The 16,430-nt window shown below is 66.5% G+C and carries 16 protein-coding genes and 2 riboswitches; of the genes, 5 read left to right on the forward strand and 11 right to left on the reverse strand.

Annotated features, from left to right (window positions below; translation table 11 throughout):
- The first annotated feature begins 408 nt into the window (after positions 1 to 408).
- Positions 409 to 2,586: a primosomal protein N' gene (locus AC13FN_RS12635; protein ID WP_482984902.1), complete on the forward strand. Its 2,178-nt coding sequence runs from the start codon at positions 409 to 411 to the stop codon at positions 2,584 to 2,586.
- Between the two features lie 91 nt (positions 2,587 to 2,677).
- On the opposite strand, the gene AC13FN_RS12640 is transcribed toward AC13FN_RS12635, so the two are convergent.
- Both AC13FN_RS12640 and AC13FN_RS12645 read right to left on the reverse strand, forming a co-directional pair.
- A complete protein-coding gene (locus AC13FN_RS12640; RefSeq protein ID WP_010481150.1) occupies positions 2,678 to 3,298 on the reverse strand; it encodes a glutathione S-transferase family protein in 621 nt (206 codons plus the stop codon).
- A 114-nt stretch (positions 3,299 to 3,412) separates the two neighbouring features.
- The gene (locus tag AC13FN_RS12645) at positions 3,413 to 4,192 is read right to left on the reverse strand and encodes an NYN domain-containing protein (protein ID WP_010481148.1); all 780 of its coding nucleotides are present in this window, start codon (positions 4,190 to 4,192) and stop codon (positions 3,413 to 3,415) included.
- Positions 4,193 to 4,315: 123 nt separating this feature from the next.
- Between AC13FN_RS12645 and AC13FN_RS12650 the strand changes: the two genes are divergently transcribed.
- Positions 4,316 to 5,596, forward strand: coding sequence for an NAD(P)/FAD-dependent oxidoreductase (locus AC13FN_RS12650; protein ID WP_482984901.1), 1,281 nt, complete (start codon positions 4,316 to 4,318; stop codon positions 5,594 to 5,596).
- Between the two features lie 82 nt (positions 5,597 to 5,678).
- Here AC13FN_RS12650 and AC13FN_RS12655 read toward each other — a convergent pair whose 3' ends face one another.
- Together AC13FN_RS12655 and AC13FN_RS12660 are read right to left on the reverse strand one after the other, a co-directional pair.
- On the reverse strand, positions 5,679 to 6,110 hold the full coding sequence (locus tag AC13FN_RS12655) for a nuclear transport factor 2 family protein (RefSeq protein ID WP_197644291.1): 432 nt from the start codon (positions 6,108 to 6,110) through the stop codon (positions 5,679 to 5,681).
- A 144-nt stretch (positions 6,111 to 6,254) separates the two neighbouring features.
- Positions 6,255 to 6,530, reverse strand: coding sequence for a GIY-YIG nuclease family protein (locus AC13FN_RS12660; protein WP_012481382.1), 276 nt, complete (start codon positions 6,528 to 6,530; stop codon positions 6,255 to 6,257).
- 40 nt (positions 6,531 to 6,570) lie between these two features.
- Positions 6,571 to 6,660, forward strand: a riboswitch (glycine riboswitch).
- A gap of 13 nt (positions 6,661 to 6,673) precedes the next feature.
- Positions 6,674 to 6,777, forward strand: a riboswitch (glycine riboswitch).
- Between the two features lie 84 nt (positions 6,778 to 6,861).
- Between AC13FN_RS12660 and AC13FN_RS12665 the strand changes: the two genes are divergently transcribed.
- Positions 6,862 to 7,479: a trimeric intracellular cation channel family protein gene (locus AC13FN_RS12665; protein WP_005411215.1), complete on the forward strand. Its 618-nt coding sequence runs from the start codon at positions 6,862 to 6,864 to the stop codon at positions 7,477 to 7,479.
- A 1,190-nt stretch (positions 7,480 to 8,669) separates the two neighbouring features.
- Here AC13FN_RS12665 and AC13FN_RS12670 read toward each other — a convergent pair.
- From AC13FN_RS12670 to AC13FN_RS12700, 7 genes are all read right to left on the reverse strand, one after another.
- Positions 8,670 to 9,743 (reverse strand): 3-deoxy-7-phosphoheptulonate synthase, encoded by a 1,074-nt coding sequence (locus tag AC13FN_RS12670; RefSeq protein ID WP_414610281.1) that lies wholly within the window; start codon positions 9,741 to 9,743, stop codon positions 8,670 to 8,672.
- A gap of 295 nt (positions 9,744 to 10,038) precedes the next feature.
- Entirely contained in the window at positions 10,039 to 10,296 is a 258-nt protein-coding gene (locus tag AC13FN_RS12675) for a hypothetical protein (RefSeq protein ID WP_005411217.1), read from the reverse strand.
- A 112-nt stretch (positions 10,297 to 10,408) separates the two neighbouring features.
- Positions 10,409 to 10,747 carry a DUF6616 family protein gene (locus AC13FN_RS12680; RefSeq protein ID WP_482984900.1) on the reverse strand — a complete coding sequence of 113 codons (339 nt, stop codon included), beginning with the start codon at positions 10,745 to 10,747 and terminating at the stop codon, positions 10,409 to 10,411.
- Between the two features lie 55 nt (positions 10,748 to 10,802).
- Entirely contained in the window at positions 10,803 to 11,543 is a 741-nt protein-coding gene (locus AC13FN_RS12685; protein WP_482984899.1) for a DNA alkylation repair protein, read from the reverse strand.
- A complete protein-coding gene (locus tag AC13FN_RS12690) occupies positions 11,540 to 12,034 on the reverse strand; it encodes a MarR family winged helix-turn-helix transcriptional regulator (RefSeq protein ID WP_482984898.1) in 495 nt (164 codons plus the stop codon). The genes AC13FN_RS12685 and AC13FN_RS12690 overlap by 4 nt, the downstream gene beginning before the upstream one ends.
- A 72-nt stretch (positions 12,035 to 12,106) precedes the next feature.
- A complete protein-coding gene (locus AC13FN_RS12695) occupies positions 12,107 to 13,405 on the reverse strand; it encodes a sensor histidine kinase (RefSeq protein WP_482984932.1) in 1,299 nt (432 codons plus the stop codon).
- 32 nt (positions 13,406 to 13,437) lie between these two features.
- Complete coding sequence (locus AC13FN_RS12700) at positions 13,438 to 14,145, reverse strand: response regulator transcription factor (protein ID WP_054172598.1); 708 nt, start codon at positions 14,143 to 14,145, stop codon at positions 13,438 to 13,440.
- Between the two features lie 106 nt (positions 14,146 to 14,251).
- Here AC13FN_RS12700 and AC13FN_RS12705 point away from each other — a divergent pair, with 106 nt between their 5' ends.
- Together AC13FN_RS12705 and AC13FN_RS12710 are read left to right on the forward strand one after the other, a co-directional pair.
- Positions 14,252 to 15,181 carry an aspartyl protease family protein gene (locus AC13FN_RS12705; protein WP_312392242.1) on the forward strand — a complete coding sequence of 310 codons (930 nt, stop codon included), beginning with the start codon at positions 14,252 to 14,254 and terminating at the stop codon, positions 15,179 to 15,181.
- 70 nt (positions 15,182 to 15,251) lie between these two features.
- Complete coding sequence (locus tag AC13FN_RS12710; RefSeq protein ID WP_197644300.1) at positions 15,252 to 16,415, forward strand: serine hydrolase domain-containing protein; 1,164 nt, start codon at positions 15,252 to 15,254, stop codon at positions 16,413 to 16,415.
- Positions 16,416 to 16,430: the final 15 nt, after the last annotated feature.

Genomic DNA, 16,430 nt, shown 5'->3' on the forward strand with positions numbered 1-16,430 from the left:
CACTCCAAAGGTCTGGGGGAATGATAGCGGCAGGCAATCGACGCCCGTAGGACTTGCGCCCACGGATACTTCGTGCTGCAGGTTGTGCACAGCACCACGCTCCCGGCGCGGGAAACTGCGGCATGCAGCTGAATTCACTCTGTTTCAGCAATGTTTCACACTTAAGTACTTGATTTTGAATTCCTTTTAAGTATGGCGATTTTTTGACCAACCCAAGCGTGAGCTCGTCGCCATCGGCCTCCTGCGTTCCCGTCGACCGGTAACGCACAACGTTATCCACAGAACATGTGGATAAGACTGAATCTCCAATGGACACCGATATTTAGGTGACATTTATGATTCAACGGGCGCCGCTCCGCCGTCTCCCACCCCGCCATTCGCGTGCGCATGGCCCGGTACACTGGCCCGATGCTTTCACCGATTCCGACCCTGCAGGTTGCCCTGCCCGTCCCCCTGCCCCGTCTGTTCGACTACCTGTCGCCGGAGGGCGATGGCCCCACGGTTGCGGTCGGCTGCCGCCTGAAGGTGCCGTTCGGCAACCGCGAGCTGATCGGGGTGGTGGTGGGGCACGGCCAGATCGACGACGGCCAGGGACTGCGCCAGGCGTTGGCCTGGTGCGACCCGCAGCCGCTGCTGCAGGGGGAGCTGTGGCAGAGCCTGCAATGGCTGGCGCGTTACACCCACGCACCGCTGGGCGAAGTACTCAGCACCGCCCTGCCCGGCCCACTGCGCCATGGCGACACCCTGCCTGACACCCATCACTGGGGCTGGCAGCTGACCCCCGAAGGCCATGCCCAGCGCGGGAAGCTGCGCGCCGGCAGCCGCCCGCGACAGTTGGCAGAACTGCTGGCCGAAGCCGTCGTGGACGAGGACGTGCTGGGCGAACGCATGGAGGACTGGCGGACCGCCGCGCGCAGCCTGGCCAAGCGTGCGCTGGCCGAGCGCGTGGCGATGACGGTGGCACCGCAGCATGCGCAGCCGCTGCCCGGCCCCACGCTCAACCCGGACCAGGCCGAGGCCGTGGCCGCGATCAACGCTGCCGAAGGCTTCCAACCCTTCCTGCTGGATGGCGTGACCGGCAGCGGCAAGACCGAGGTCTACCTGCAGGCCATCATCCACTGCCTGGCACAGGGCAGGCAGGCGCTGGTGCTAGTGCCGGAAATCGGCCTGACCCCGCAGACCCTGGCACGCTTCCGCGGCCGCCTCGGCATCGCCGTGCATGCACTGCATTCGGGGTTGAACGACAACGAGCGCGCGCGCGTCTGGGCTGCGGCTTCGCGTGGCGAGGCACGGGTCATCGTCGGCACCCGCTCGGCGGTGTTCACGCCATTGCCGCAGGCCGGGCTGCTGATCATCGACGAGGAACACGACGGCAGCTACAAGCAGCAGGACGGCATCCGCTATCACGCGCGCGATTTCGCTCTGGTGCGCGCCAAGGCACTGGGCATTCCGGTGCTGCTCGGCAGTGCCACCCCTTCGCTGGAAACCCTGCACAACGCCTATGCCGGGCGCTACACCCACCTGCGCCTGAAGCAGCGTGCCGGTGATGCGCGGCCACCGCGCGTGCGCATCCTCGATGTGCGCAAGCGGCCGCTGCACGATGGCCTCTCGGCTGATGTGCTGGCCGGCATCGGCGAGCACCTGCAGCGCGGCCAGCAGGTGCTGGTGTTCAAGAACCGCCGTGGCTACGCGCCGGTGCTGCTGTGCCACGACTGCGGCTGGACCGCACCGTGCAACCGCTGCGATGCACCGATGACCGTGCATGGCGGCGGCCGTCGCCTGCAGTGCCATCACTGTGGCGCGCGGCAACCGGCACCGCTGGCATGCCCCGCGTGCGGCAGCCTGGCGCTGCAACCGCAGGGCATCGGCACCGAGCGCCTGGAAGAACATCTCACCGCCGCCTTCGCCGATTTCCCGGTGGTGCGCATCGACCGCGGCACCACCTCACGCCGCGATGCCCTGGAACAACAGCTGGCGAAACTGAGCGACCAGCCCGGCATCCTGGTCGGCACGCAGATCCTGGCCAAGGGCCACGACCTGCCCAAGCTGACCCTGGTGGTGGTGGTCGGCATCGACGAGGGCCTGTTCTCGGCCGATTTCCGCGCCAGCGAGAAGCTGGCGCAGCAGCTGATCCAGGTGGCGGGCCGTGCGGGCCGTGCACGTGATCCCGGCGAGGTCTGGCTGCAGACCCATCACCCCGGGCACCCGTTGCTGGAAACCCTGGTGAGCGGTGGCTACCACCCGTTCGCGCAGGCCGAGTTGAACCAGCGCCAGGCCGCCGGATTCCCGCCGTTCGCGCATCTGGCGCTGATGCGCGCCGAAGCGCAGCAGGTGGAGCATGCCAATGCATTCCTGCTGGCAGCGCGGCAGCTGCTGGGCGAGCAGAACATAGTGGAGGCGTATGGGCCGATGCCGGCGCCGATGCCACGTCGCGCCGGTTACCAGCGCACGCAGCTGCTGCTTTCGGCACTGCAGCGGCCGCCGTTGCATGGGGTGCTTTCGCAGCTGGTTCCGCAGCTGTATGCGCTGCCGGAAGCACGCAAGGTGCGCTGGTCGCTGGATGTGGATCCGACGGACCTGTATTGATCCGGTCGGTGCTGCCGAGCATGGCTCGGCACTACTGTAGAGCCGAGCCATGCTCGGCTGCTTCTCTTTCCAGGAAAAGACCCGGCCCCGCTTACGTCAGCGGCGACATCACGCCGCGCTGGTAGGCCGGCCGCTCGCGCAGGCGCGCATACCAATCCGCCAGGTGCGGCAGTTCCGGGCGCTGGATCGGCAGTTCGAACCAGGCATAGATCAGCGAGCCCAGCGGGATGTCACCCATCGCGAATTTCTCACCCGACAGCCACGGCTGTTTGGCCAGCGTGGCATCGGCCATCGCCAGGTAGTCACCGGCACGCACGATGGCGGCATTGATGCGCGATTCGTCACGGTCGGCCGGGGCGGTGCGCATGATGCCCCAGATCAGATCGGTGTACAGCGGCGCCATCCGCGAGGTGCTCCAGTCCATCCACTTCTCGGCCTGGGCACGCTCCATCGGGTCTTCGGCGTACAGGGTGCCCAGCGCGTAGCGGGCGCTCAGGTAGCGCACGATGGCGTTCGATTCCCACAGCGGCAGGCCGTGGTCTTCGATCACCGGCACCAGGCTGTTGGGATTCATCGCCTGGTACTCCGGCGTCTGCGTGCCGCCGTGGCTGCCACCGACTTCGATGGATTCATACGGCAGGCCGATCTCCTCGGCGCACCACAGCACCTTGCGGACGTTACTGGAATTGCGGCGGCCCCAGATCTTCAACATGCGGGTTTTTTCCTTGCTGGCAATGCGAGCGGCAACGATACGCCTGATCGGGTGGGGTGTGTGCGCGCCGCATGCCGGATCTGGCATCCGGGCGTTGCCGGCCAGCGGCCGGCACTACCTGTTCTTCTTCGGCAACGCGCGCACGTAGGACGACTTGCCGTCCTTCTTCAGCTCGAACAACCCGATCGCTGCCAGCAGATCACTGAGCTTGCCGTAACCGTAGTTGCGCGGATCGAACGAAGCCTGGTTGCCGATCTGGCTGCCAACCGGCCCCAGATGCGACCAGCCATCCTCGCCCTCGGCCGAGGACACCGCGCGGCGCAGCATCTTCACCAGCCGCGTGTCGCTGCGCATTTCCGCACCGCTCTTGCGCGGCCGCGCATCGTCGTTGGCTACCGGCTCGTTCGAGGCCTGTTCGCTGGAGGCCTGTTCGGTATCCGGCACGCTGGCGTGGGTCTGGCCCAGCGCTTCCAGGTAGGTGAACTTCGAGCACGCGTTGACGAATGGCTCGGGCGTCTTCTTCTCACCGAAGCCATACACCTTCACGCCGTCGGTCAGCAGGCGCATCACCATCGGAGTGAAATCGGCATCACTGGAGACGATGGCGAAACCATCCAGATTGCGCGCGTACAGCAGATCCATGGCGTCGATCACCATCGCCATGTCCGAGGCATTCTTGCCCTTGCTGTAGGCGAACTGCTGGATCGGACGGATCGCGTACTCGTGCAGCACCGCCTCCCAGCCCTTCAACCGCGGACTCTTCCAGTTGCCATAGGCGCGGCGTACGTTGGCCACACCGTAGCGGGCGACTTCGGCCAGGACCTCGTCGATCTTCGAGGCCGGCGCGTTGTCGGCGTCGATCAACAGGGCGATGCGCTTTTCCGGTTCGCTCATGGGCTCCTCACGGGCCGTTGCCTGAACCCGAGTATCGCCGATCCACGCGGGCGCTGACGTGACAGGGGGCCATCATGCGAAGATGCCAGGCGCTTCCCCCAATGCCCCCACTGGAGTGAGTCGATGAGTCGCGAGCGCGTTCCCCACCTGGTTGTTGTCGGCGGCGGTTTTGCCGGCCTCTGGGCCACCCGTGCCCTGGCCCGCGAGCGCATACGCATCACCCTGGTCGACCGCCGCAACCATCACCTGTTCCAGCCGCTGCTGTATCAGGTGGCCACTGCCGGCCTGTCCGCCCCGGATATCGCCGCACCGCTGCGCCACATCCTCGGCCACCAGCGCAATGTGGAAGTGCGGCTGGGCGAAGTGGTGACCATCGACAAGCAGGCCCGGCAGATCCGCATGGCCGATGGCAGCACGCTGGACTACGACAACCTGCTGCTGGCCACCGGCGCCACCCACGCCTACTTCGGCAACGACCAATGGGCCGATGATGCGCCCGGCCTGAAGACGCTGGACGATGCCATCGCGCTGCGCCGCAAGCTGCTGCTGGCCTTCGAGCGCGCCGAGGCAGAACCGGACCCGGCGAAGAAGGCCGCATGGTTGAGCTTCGCCGTGGTTGGCGGTGGACCTACCGGCGTCGAACTGGCCGGCACCCTGGCCGAGATCGCGCGCCATACCCTGCGCAACGAGTTCCGCCACATCGACCCGGCCAGCGCCAAGGTGCGGCTGGTCGAGGCCGGGCCGCGCGTACTGTCCTCGTTCCCGGAAGTGCTTTCGCTGAAGGCGCGCCGGCAGCTGGAAAAGCTGGGCGTGGAAGTGCTGACCGGCACCCCGGTGAGCGACATCGACAGCCAAGGCTTCAAGCTCGGCGATCAGTTCGTGCCCGCGCGCACCGTGGTATGGGCCGCCGGTGTGGCCGCTTCACCGCTGGCGCGCACGCTGGAGGTGCCGCTGGACCGCGCCGGGCGCGTGCAGGTGCAACCCGACCTCACCCTGTCTGGCCACCCGGAACTGTTCGTAGCTGGCGATCTGGCCGTATTGAACCAGGCCAACGGCAAGCCGGTGCCTGGCGTGGCGCCCGCGGCCAAGCAGATGGGCAAGTACGTGGCCGAGGTGATCCGCGCGCGCCTGCACGGCAAGCCCGAACCCGGCCCGTTCAAGTACGCAGACTTCGGCAACCTGGCCACGATCGGCCGCATGGCTGCGATCGTGCATCTGGGCCGGCTGCAGCTGTCCGGTGTGCTGGCGTGGTGGTTCTGGCTGGCCGCGCACGTGTTCTTCCTGATCGGCTTCCGCAACCGCATCGTGGTGCTGCTGAACTGGGCCGTGGCGTACTGGAGCTACCAGCGCAGCGCGCGCATCATCTTCGGTGATGACCAGGACGACCGGCGACCGAAGCGCTAGGAGCGCACGCATGCTCCTGTAGCGCCGAGCCATGCTCGGCTGCACTTCGCGCGGATTGCAGAAGCCGAGCATGGGCTCGGCTCTACGGCGCCTTCGGCTTCGGGTACCACAGCGCATTGACGATGACCCAGCGCTGGTCGAAGCGGCCCATGTGGAAGTAGTCGACGAACCACGGCGTTTCCAGCCGTACCGAGGCCGCGTTGCCGATCACGTCCAGCACCGTGCAGCGGCGGTCCCACTGATCCTTCGGCGTTTTCAGCGCGCCCTGCTTCGTCAGCGCGACCAGTTCTTCCTTCGACATCCGGCGCAGGCCCAGCCGTTCGTCGGGTGTATCGCCGAGTACCGCGCGCTTGGCCAGGTCCGGGTGCAGGGAGCGGGCGACGCGCTGCGGGTCGGCCTCCAGCTGGCCGTCGACGTAATCGTGGCAGGTGGCTTCGATGGCCGCGAGGGTGGCCGGATCGGCGGCGGGGCTCGTTGCTGCGGAGAGAGCGAACAGCAGGGCGGTCGTGGACATCCGGGTCTCCAGCGCTGAGGGCTGGGCGATCATGGCATGGCTGGAAGCGCCCATCCACGCATGGCGTGGATCTACTGTAGAGCCGGGCCCATGCTCGGCTTCACCATCAGGCAGCAGCAACAAAAGCCGAGCGTGGGCTCGACTCTACAGAAGCGCAGGATCCGGTGCCTGCAGCCAGGCCAGCTTGCGTTCGCGCGGCTGCTGCTTGAGCTGCCACTCAGCCCGCGAGGCGGCGGCCCGGTCCGGGTACTCGCGCACGGCCAGCACGCGCAGCGGTGGCCGCGCCCGGGTGTAGCGCGCGCCCTTGCCGGCCTGGTGGGCGGCGAAACGCGCGTCCACGTCGGTGCTGATGCCGGCGTAATAGCTGCCATCCCGGCATTCGAGCAGGTACAGGAACCAGGGGCGGAGGGACGGGGCCATGCCCGGATTATGCCGTGCTGCACTGCAGCGGATATACTGGCGGCCGAATGCAGGAGAGAGGCGCCGCGCTGGCGCCCGCCGAAGGCGCAGGCTCCCATGATCGCTCAGGCCGGTGGGCTGGAATCCCACCAACCATGCATTCGACTCGCCGAGCTGGAGAGAGGTCACCGGGCACGCCCGGGACGATCCGCCGAAGGGGCACGCGGCCTACGCCGCTGAACTCTCAGGCAAAAGGACAGCGGGAGCGGCACCGGTCATCGTCATCCCGTCATTGCGCAGGCAGTGGCGGTAGTCGCGCATGGCCGGCCCCACCGCGCCCGGAGCCTGTCCCATGCTGCTGTCCATCATCTACCTGATTGCCATTTCCGCCGAGGCCATGACTGGCGCACTGTCCGCAGGCCGCCGCCGCATGGACCTGTTCGGTGTGGTCATGATCGCCTGCGTCACCGCCCTCGGCGGCGGATCACTGCGCGACATCCTGCTCGGCCACTATCCGCTGGGCTGGGTGAAGCATCCCGAGTACCTGGGCTTCACCGTATGCGCGGCGCTGATCGCCACCTGGGTCGCACGTTGGATGCACCACTTCCGCCGCACCTTCCTGGTACTCGACGGCCTGGGCCTGATCGCCTTCACCCTGATCGGCTGCTCGATCGCGCGCGAAGCCGGCCATGCGATGCCGATCGTGCTGATCGCCGGCATGCTGACCGGCGCGTTCGGCGGCGTGCTGCGCGACATCCTCTGCAACGAGGTGCCGCTGATCTTCCAGAAGGAGCTGTACGCGATCATCGCGCTGCTGACCGGCGCGGCCTACCTGTTGCTGCTGCACTGGGGCGTGGCCGACGCCACCGCGATCCTGTGCTGCCTCGGCGGCGGCTTCGCGCTGCGCCTGCTGGCGATCCACTACCGCTGGGAAATGCCGAAATTCGTCTATCACGACGAAGTGCATTGAACGATGGCGTGTTCGCCGGGCATGGCCCGGCGCTACAGAAGAGCGGTATCCACGCATGGCGTAGATCTAGAGCACGAACTTCATGGGGCTGCCCCCCCGCGCGTATCCGCTCTGGATAGTCAGCCGACGGATACCGTTGGCGTCCGCATCCCCAATCGCCGTCGGAATCGTCGGCTTCCAGCAACACAGGATCGATCCATTCGCACAAGTAGTCGCTATCAGACCGTCTTTCGAAGCCTAGACAGTTCACTTTGCCCTCCACGTCAATGGAGTTGTGGGTGCTGCCGAGGTAGCTAGCGGTCAGGTGCCCCGCCACTTGTGTGTAGGTGCCGGTCTCGAGGAAGGTCTGAACAGTGATGTTGCCACCTACGGACAGAATCCCATCATTGAGTGAGCACGCGTACAGATGATCGCATTCCAGCTCATCACGCACGAACACCCAACCACCACAGTCGAGATTCCGGGCCCTGAGGCTCCCCAGTACGATCACGCAGAGCGTCTCGCTCAGATCGTTCAGTATCAGCGTGCCGTCTGCGATCAGATCACCATCGACAATCACGCAGTCGGTCTCGCAGTCGGATTTCCAGTCGCCACCTAGCGTTGTCGCAGGCACTACTTTGAATGAAGGCTCGTAGTCATCGGGCGCGGGCTCGGGAGATGCCGCGATCACCGCCCGGGCCTTCAGCGCAGGCCGCAGCAGCCCCTGGTCCCCTTCGCTGCTTTGGATCCTGATTCTTTCATCAAGATCCGCCAGCAGGCGCGCCTTCTCGAGGGACGGCTCAAACCAGTCTTCGATGACAGATACGGCATCTTCAGCGATTCGCCCGCCTTTCAAGCTCACGAGCGCCTTGGCAGCTTCACCGGAAATCGACCGACAAGCTGAATCCAGAAAGTTGTCATCCGGGAAAACACGCATCGGCGGGGTCCAGTCAGGCGAGGAACCCCATCTTCGGCCGAAATCGCAGGAGGACTCCATACAACTCTTCCGAAATCCTGCCGTGTGGCTCGCTGATATCCACGCATGGCGTGGATCTACGTCTCACACCACCCCGGCGATGTACCTGGCGCTGTCGCTCATGCGCAGCGCCAGGCGCATCGCCGGTGCAGATGGGCCGGTCTCCAACTCCGACCGGCCCTGATCGCGGCCGCACCCCCGCAGGCGCTGACCGCCATCCACACACGTGCCGCACTCAAGCGGCTTCGGACACCTTTACGTCGCGACGGGCACGCACGGCCGCGGCCAGTCGCTCCAGCACCGTCACGGTGGTGTCCCAGTCGATGCAGCCGTCGGTGATGCTCTGCCCGTAGACCAGCGGCTGGCCTTCCACCAGTTCCTGGCGGCCACCGATCAGATGGCTCTCGATCATCACGCCAACGATGCGCTGTTCGCCGTCTTCCAGCTGAACGGCGATGTCGTCGATTACCTTCGGCTGGTTCTCCGGATTCTTCAGGCTGTTGGCATGGCTGGCGTCGATCATCAGGCGCGCCGGCAGCTTGGCCTTGGCCAGCACCTGGCAGGCCTCGGCAACACTGCCTGCGTCGTAGTTCGGCTGCTTGCCGCCGCGCAGGATCACATGGCAATCCGGGTTGCCGGTGGTCGACACGATGGCGGTGCCGCCCTGCTTGGTGACCGACAGGAAGTGATGCGGATTGGACGCCGCACCCACCGCGTCAGCGGCGATCTTCACGTTGCCATCGGTGCCGTTCTTGAAACCGACCGGGCACGACAGGCCCGACGCCAGCTCGCGATGCACCTGGCTTTCGGTGGTGCGTGCGCCGATCGCGCCCCATGCCACCAGGTCGGCGATGTACTGCGGCGAGATCACGTCGAGGAACTCGACACCGGCCGGCAGGCCCAGCTTGTTGATGTCGCGCAGCAGGCCGCGTGCGATGCGCAGGCCCTTGTCGATCTTGAAGCTGCCATCCAGGTCCGGATCGTTGATCAGGCCCTTCCAGCCCACCGTGGTGCGCGGCTTCTCGAAGTACACGCGCATGACGATTTCCAGTTCGCCGGCCAGCGCGTCACGCAGCGGCTTCAGGCGCTGGGCGTACTCGATGGCGGCCTTCGGGTCGTGGATCGAGCACGGGCCGACCACCACTGCCAGGCGGTCGTCGCGGCCATGCAGGATCTGGTGCAGGGCCGCGCGCGAGGCGCTGACGGTGTCGGAGGCTTCATCGTCACAGGGCAGCATCGCCAGCAGCTGGGCAGGCGGTGTCAGCGGTTCGATGGTGCGGATACGCAGGTCGTCGGTGTGCGGGGGCATTGCGGGAGATCTCCGGAACGTTGGGGGTCCCCAGCGTGGCGGCATGAAAAAAGCCGCCAGGTTCGCTGGCGGCTTTCGGGAATGCGTCTGAAGCTTTCTTCAGGGTGAGCGCAGTCCTTCCTCCGCCAGTGGCTTCGGAAAGTAATACCAGTAAAAGCTGGTGGGGGCTGCGTTCATGGGATCTATTGATAGCACAGCTTTTGCGCAGTGCAAACTGTTTCATCCGCAACTGGGGACGCGGTTCAGCGAGGTGCGCGCCGGCCCGGCCTACGCGGCGGCAACCACGCAAAGTTGCTCATTTGCCATGCACTTCCACGTCCAGCAGCAGGCCTTCATGGATGTCGGCCCAGCGTTCCAGCACGCGATCCAGTTCCTGCCGGGCCTCGTCCAGCTGCTCGGGGTTGAGCAGGGAACGCGCGGTGTAGAGGTCGGAAACCAACCGCCGCAGGGCCGATTCCTGGATGGCCACCGACGGCCCCTCCAGCCCCGGCAACTGCAACGCCGGGCTGTCGCCAAGAGGGCCGAACAGCGTGACCTGGAGCGTGCTCTGCATGATCGACTTCCCTGCGGATGGACATGGGCAATGTCCTGTTTACCGCGTCCGGGTGACAGGCGCATGTGCCACCCATGCCGAGGGCCGGGATCTGCCGGCGTCTGCCGCCCCGCTACAAGGCGGCCAGGTCGGCCAGGTGCTGGGCCATGCTGTCCATCGCGCCTACCGCATGGGTGGTGGTGAAGTACTCATGCCAGCCGGTAGCGGCAATGCCAGCCACCAGCGCATCGACCTCCTCGCGGCTCGCGCAGCGCCAGACCGCATAGAACTGTTCATCGCTGCTGTGCGGTACGCCCCTGGCAATGCGGCCCATCGCCAGCGGCGTGATGCGGGCTGGATCGAACTGCTGCATGCCGGCGCCAATACGGGCGAAGAAGGCATTCCGCTGCTCGGGCGGCAGTGTGGTCCAGGCCGGCGTAGCGGTATAGAGCTCGATGAAGGTGTGCGACATGGTGGTTCTTCCTTGAGGTGGACGGGGTTGCGGGGTTGTCGGCCAGCATCCGGCACTACCGGAGCGAGCGCAGTGCGCGTTTGCGGATGTAGGCGTTGGCGTCGCTGTGGCGCTCGTGCTGCCAACGCGTGCACAGCTCGCGCAGCCACTGCGGCTGAGTCTTGCCGGCATCATTGAGCCAGTTGCCGACCGAATCCTGCACGTAGCGTTCCGGGTCGTCAGCCAGTGCTTCCAGCATCGGCAATGCATGTTCAGGGTGCTGCTTGAACAGCGCGATATGCGCGGCCCAGACACCGCGCGGACGCAGTGCTTCGCAGGCGAAGCGGCGCAGGTACGGCGATATTTCCTGTGTCCACGGTTGCAGGTACTCAAGCGCCTGCATTGGCACGGCAACGATGTCCGTGCGTAGCGCCAGCCACGCCCATTCGCGCACACCGAAGTGTGGATCATCGGCCAGCGTGCGCATGTGCTGCAGCTTCTCTGCCAACGTTGCACGGGCATCGCTGCCGATCAGGTAGCAGGCCCAGCCGCGCACGGTATCGGAGCTGTGATGCTGCCAGGGCGCAGGCGCGCCCTGCCCCGCCTCACGCAGCAGCTGCGCAGCCAAGGCCATGCGCAGCGTGATGCCCTTGGCTGAGGCATCCTGCATGCGCTGCAGCGCTTCCGGTGCAAGCGTAGGTGCCACCGCCTGCAGCAGCGCAGCGAAATCCACCGCCAGGCATTCAGCCAGATGGCTGGCGGCGACGCTGCCAGTGTTGAGCGCATTCAATCGCTCAGCTGTCAGGGTCCCGCTCATGCCCCACGACCTGTATCGGTGTGCCGCCAGACCTTGTGCAGCAGCTGCGACAACTGCTGCTGTTCTTCCGCGTCCAACCCGCTGAACAAGCCCCCTATCCATTGCGTGTGCTGGTTGAACAGCGTCTCGGCCAGGCACTTCCCCTGTGTGGTCAGCACGATCTGCAGGCGCCTGCCGTCTTCGGCGTCACTGCGCCGCTGCAGCAGCCCTTCGCGCTGCAGGCCATCGATCAGGCCACTGATCGTGGCGCGGGTGACACCTGCGCGCTCGGCCAGTTCATGCGGTGGCAGTGTGCCACCCGCGCCGTGCAGCAGGAAAAGCACGATGAAACGCCCTTCACTGAGTCCTTGCAGCGCCAGGCGCGTGGCGCAGTCGCGGTCGATGGACGATGACAGCGACAGCACCTGGAAACACAGGCGCAGCTGCGCGACGCCGGTATGGCCGCGTCGTTGCGCTTCATCCAGAAGGGCACTGTGCTTGGCTTCCAGCATGGCTCGCTCCAACATTATTAGGCACCTAATCATATTGCAAAACAAGGCGCCAACGCCAATATCAAGGCGATATCAGGGAATCGGCCCCAGCAGCAGGCGTGCGATCAGTCCGCCGCCGTCACGCTGCAGCAGCAGAAGCTCGCCCCCATGCCGTCGTGCGACGTTGGCCGCCACCGCCAGGCCCAGGCCGGTGCCTCCCGTGGCGCGGCTGCGCGAGCTCTCGCTGCGTTGGAAGGGTTGCAGCAGGCGTGCGCGGTCGTCCTCGGCAATGCCGGGGCCGCGGTCCATCACATCCAGCTGCATGCGACTGCCTTCCATGGCGGTGTGCAGATCTACGGCACCGGCGTAGCGGTCTGCGTTGTCGATGAGGTTGTCGATCGCCCGCCGCAGCAGGAGCGCGTCGCCCTGCCACGGCAAGGTGTCCGGTCCCTCGATGGAGATCTCGACACCGCGCAGCAGGGCACTCTGCACGCATTCCTCCAGCAACGCGGCAAGGTCCAGCGGCCGCAACTGCAGTGGTTGCAATTCGCCGCGTGCGTAGTCGAGCACCTGCTCGATCATCGTGTCCATGCGCTCGATGTCGGCCACCATCCGCGCCGCCTGTGGCGGCGGTGCAAACTCCGCGCGCAGACGCAGGCCGGTCAACGGCGTGCGCAGGTCGTGCGCTACCGCGGCCAGCATGCGCGTCATGTCCTGGGCCTGTGCGCGCAGGCGCTCGCGCCCGGTGCTGATCGCTGCAGCCAATATCTGTACTTCGCGTGGGCCCTCGTCCGGCAGCGGCGTGCCGTCCTGCAGTTCGACCCGTGCACTGGCCTCGGCCAGCCGCCGCAGCGGCCGTCCCAGGCGGACCGATGCCCAGGCGGCAAAGGGTGCCAACAACACGGTCCCCGCTACCAGCGCCAGCACGACCTGCCGGCGCCACGCGGCCAGATCACTGTGGTCGCTGCCGACCACCTGCCATCGGCCATCAGCTTGGCGCACCGCCAGTTCAAAGGGTGACCACTGCATCTTGGTCAGCACTGACACCTGCGCCTGCAACGCGTCCGTCCGTGCATTTCCATCGAGTTCCATGCCGCCTTCGATGACCTTCACATCAGGCGCCTTGCCACGGCCACTCCAGACCAACCGCACGTGTTCCAGCGGCAGGTCCATCTGCGACGCAACCAGGTGGGTGAGCCCGCCATTGCTGCTGCCCTGCGGCGGCGACGCACGGGTTTCGAGATGCAGCCCCAGAGGCATGGCGGGCCGTTCGCCACGAACGACCTGCATGGCCTGGTCCAGCCGCATGGGGGGCGGTGCGGGTCGTGGCATCCAGCCGACCACCGCTACGCTGACCAGCGTGGCCAGCAGCAGGCTGGCCAGGGCCACCATCGCGATCCAGCGTGCAGTGGACCAACGAGCCCTCACAGCACATGCACCTCGGCGCCGAAGCGATAGCCTTCGCCGCGCAGCGTCTGCACAAGCGCTTCCGCGCCGGCAGCCGCCTGGCCCAGTTTGCGGCGCAGCCGGCTGATCGCCAGATCGACGGCGCGGTCGACGCTGTCGCTGTCTTCGCCATGGGTCAACTGCAGCAGCTGCTCCCGTCCCAGCACGCGTCCAGGGCGCTCGGCCAGCGCCAGCATCAGGGCGAACTCCCCCCGGCTGAGCGCGAGTTCACGGCCATCGGGTGTGAACAGGCGGCGCTGATCGGGTAGCAATCGCCAGCCGGCAAACCGCAGCTCGCAGGCGACCTGGGCGCGCAGCTTGTCCTGCCGGCGCAGCAGGGCACGCACCCGCGCCAGCAGTTCGCGTGGATCGAAGGGCTTGGCCAGATAGTCGTCCGCTCCCATTTCCAGGCCGATCACGCGGTCCGGTGCGGCCCCCATCGCCGACAGCATCAGGATCGGGATGGCCCGCGCCTGCAGCCGGCGGCACACCGACAGGCCGTCCTCGCCGGGCATCATCCAGTCCAGGATGATGGCGTCCGGACGCTCGTTCAGCAGCAGGAGGTCCAGGCCTGCAGCGTCGGCCGCCACGCGTACCTGGAAGCCATGCAGCAGCAGGCAGTCGGCGATGGCGTCACGGATGCTGGCATCGTCATCGACAACGATGACCCGGGCAGGAGTGTTCATGCGGCCAGTATCCTGCAGGTGTGTATCAGGACGGTATCAACGCCGATATTCCCAAGATACGCGGATGCGCGCCAATAGGCCTCCACTTCTACTCCGGAGATCCAACGTGCGCCTGTCCGTTCTGCCCCTGCTTGCCGCTGCATTCCCCGCGCTGGCCGCCGCCCCACCTGTACACGTGCTGCCGATGTGGATGCAGGGCAACCATCCGGCAGTGGCCGTCTCACTGAACGGAAGCGCCGAACCGCTGCGCTTCGTGGTCGACAGCGCGGCCGGGGCCACCCTCGTCGACGGTCGGGTTGCCCGCCGCCATGGACTGGAGGATGCCAGCGCGGCCACCACGCATGCGCAGGGAGCCAGCGCCCAGAGCGCGCCGCTGCAGCGCATGCACACGACCTCATGGAAGGTCGGTGGGTGGCAGCTGCGCGTCAGCGGTGTGCAGGCCGACCTTTCCAATCTGCAGAAAGACGATGATCCCGCCGTCGACGGCCTGATCGGCAACGACCTGACCGGCCGTTGGGATACCCGCTGGGACTTTGGTCGTGGTGAGCTGGCGCTATGGAAACCCGGGCAGCTTGGCGTCGATGGTCGCCAATGCCAGGCCAATGCACTACCTGATCGTCGCGAGGGCCTTGAACACTTCGCCTTTATTACCGTGAAACTGGGTGACGCGGGAGTGGAAGCCATCGCGGTGGTCGACACCGGTGCCGCGCAGACCGTGCTCAATGCCGAAGCCGCCCGCGCACTGGGCCTGCGCATCGACGGCAGCGATGAGCGCCTGCGGGTGCGGGAGAAAGGCACGCAGGGACTGGGTGGCCAACCGCAGGCGACGTGGTTGTACACCCTCTCCGGCATGTCCGGCCCAGGTTGGCAGCACCCGGCGATGGAGGTCAGGATCAGCGAACTGTCGGTGTTCAGGTCCATCGGGCTGGAGGCTCGCCCTGCACTGATCCTTGGCGCCGACGCCATGGTCGACAGCCAGGTGGACATCAGCGCCGGCGCCGCCCGGATCTGCCTGCGCCAGCCGGCGGTGACGTGACCCCCGCATGCTATGACGTGGACTGCGGGCTGGCGTAGCATCGCGCCACGTCCCGCCAGGAGGTCCACGCATGCGCCGTGTTGCCCTGTTGTTGCTGACGCTGTTTCCGCTGGCCGTGCTGGCCGCACCGCCCCCGGTACCCGCGCCGGCCCACATCGACGCCGAAGCCCAGCGTCTAATGCTTGCCGCCCACGCGCGCGGCATGGCGCTGGCGGTGATCGATGGCGGCAAGGTGGTGCACGTGGCCGCCTACGGCGAGCGCAATGCCGCAGGCGAGCCGCTGCGCACCGATACCGTGATGTACGCCGCGTCGCTGACCAAGATGGCGTTCGGCCATCTGGTCGCACAGTTGGCGCAGGACCGGAAGATCGAGCTGGATGCCAGCATTGCTGCGGCGCTGGACAAGCCCCTGCCGGACTACCCGCCCGAGCCGAAGAAATACGCCGACTACAGCGTGCTGGCCGATGATGCGCGCTGGCGCCAGCTCACCCCTCGCCTGCTGCTCAACCACGCCAGTGGCTTTGCCAACTTCGGGTTTCTTGAACCGGACGGCCGGCTGAAGTTCCACTTCGATCCGGGCAGCCGCTACGGCTATTCCGGCGAAGGGCTGATCCTGCTGCAGTTCGTGATCGAACGCGGGCGGCTCGGCGAGGATGTAGGCGCGTTGATGCAGCAGCGGGTGTTCGACCGCTTCGGCATGACCCGCACCAGCATGATGTGGCGTGCGGATTTCGCCGCCAACCTGGCCGATGGCTGGACGGCAGAAGGTACGGCCGAACCGCACGATGAGCGCAGCCGCGTGCGTGCGGCTGGTTCAATGGATACCACCATCGCCGACATGGCCCGTTTCGCCGCTGGCTACGTGCGCGGCGATGGATTATCAGCGGCGATGCGCAGGGAGCTGGTGCGGCCGCAGCTGCAGATCACCAGCGCCAGCCAGTTCCCCACCCTGCAGCCGGAGCTGCCGAAGGCGCAGCAGCGCAAGGACCTGGCGGCTGGCCTGGGCGTGGTGACGTTTCTCGGCCCGCAGGGCGCAGGCTTCTACAAGGGCGGCCACGACGATGCGGTGGGCAATACGCTGGTATGCATGGAGCAGCACCAGCGCTGCGTGGTGATCCTGGGCAACGATGTGCGGGCAGAGGCGGCCTTCCCGGCCCTGGTGGCGTTCGTGCTGGGCGACACCGGCGTGCCGTGGCAGTGGGAGTACGGCGCGGCGAAAGCGTTTGTCAGATGATCGAAGCGTTACCGT

The organism is Stenotrophomonas sp. 115C5 (assembly GCF_056861055.1).

Bases quoted from the DNA above. Each gene is read 5' to 3' on its own strand.
- AC13FN_RS12635 (WP_482984902.1), top strand. From the start codon at position 409: ATGCTTTCACCGATTCCGACCCTGCAGGTTGCCCTGCCCGTCCCCCTG.
- AC13FN_RS12640 (WP_010481150.1), bottom strand. From the start codon at position 3,298: ATGTTGAAGATCTGGGGCCGCCGCAATTCCAGTAACGTCCGCAAGGTG.
- AC13FN_RS12645 (WP_010481148.1), bottom strand. From the start codon at position 4,192: ATGAGCGAACCGGAAAAGCGCATCGCCCTGTTGATCGACGCCGACAAC.
- AC13FN_RS12650 (WP_482984901.1), top strand. From the start codon at position 4,316: ATGAGTCGCGAGCGCGTTCCCCACCTGGTTGTTGTCGGCGGCGGTTTT.
- AC13FN_RS12655 (WP_197644291.1), bottom strand. From the start codon at position 6,110: ATGTCCACGACCGCCCTGCTGTTCGCTCTCTCCGCAGCAACGAGCCCC.
- AC13FN_RS12660 (WP_012481382.1), bottom strand. From the start codon at position 6,530: ATGGCCCCGTCCCTCCGCCCCTGGTTCCTGTACCTGCTCGAATGCCGG.
- AC13FN_RS12665 (WP_005411215.1), top strand. From the start codon at position 6,862: ATGCTGCTGTCCATCATCTACCTGATTGCCATTTCCGCCGAGGCCATG.
- AC13FN_RS12670 (WP_414610281.1), bottom strand. From the start codon at position 9,743: ATGCCCCCGCACACCGACGACCTGCGTATCCGCACCATCGAACCGCTG.
- AC13FN_RS12675 (WP_005411217.1), bottom strand. From the start codon at position 10,296: ATGCAGAGCACGCTCCAGGTCACGCTGTTCGGCCCTCTTGGCGACAGC.
- AC13FN_RS12680 (WP_482984900.1), bottom strand. From the start codon at position 10,747: ATGTCGCACACCTTCATCGAGCTCTATACCGCTACGCCGGCCTGGACC.
- AC13FN_RS12685 (WP_482984899.1), bottom strand. From the start codon at position 11,543: ATGAGCGGGACCCTGACAGCTGAGCGATTGAATGCGCTCAACACTGGC.
- AC13FN_RS12690 (WP_482984898.1), bottom strand. From the start codon at position 12,034: ATGCTGGAAGCCAAGCACAGTGCCCTTCTGGATGAAGCGCAACGACGC.
- AC13FN_RS12695 (WP_482984932.1), bottom strand. From the start codon at position 13,405: ATGGTGGCCCTGGCCAGCCTGCTGCTGGCCACGCTGGTCAGCGTAGCG.
- AC13FN_RS12700 (WP_054172598.1), bottom strand. From the start codon at position 14,145: ATGAACACTCCTGCCCGGGTCATCGTTGTCGATGACGATGCCAGCATC.
- AC13FN_RS12710 (WP_197644300.1), top strand. From the start codon at position 15,252: ATGCGCCGTGTTGCCCTGTTGTTGCTGACGCTGTTTCCGCTGGCCGTG.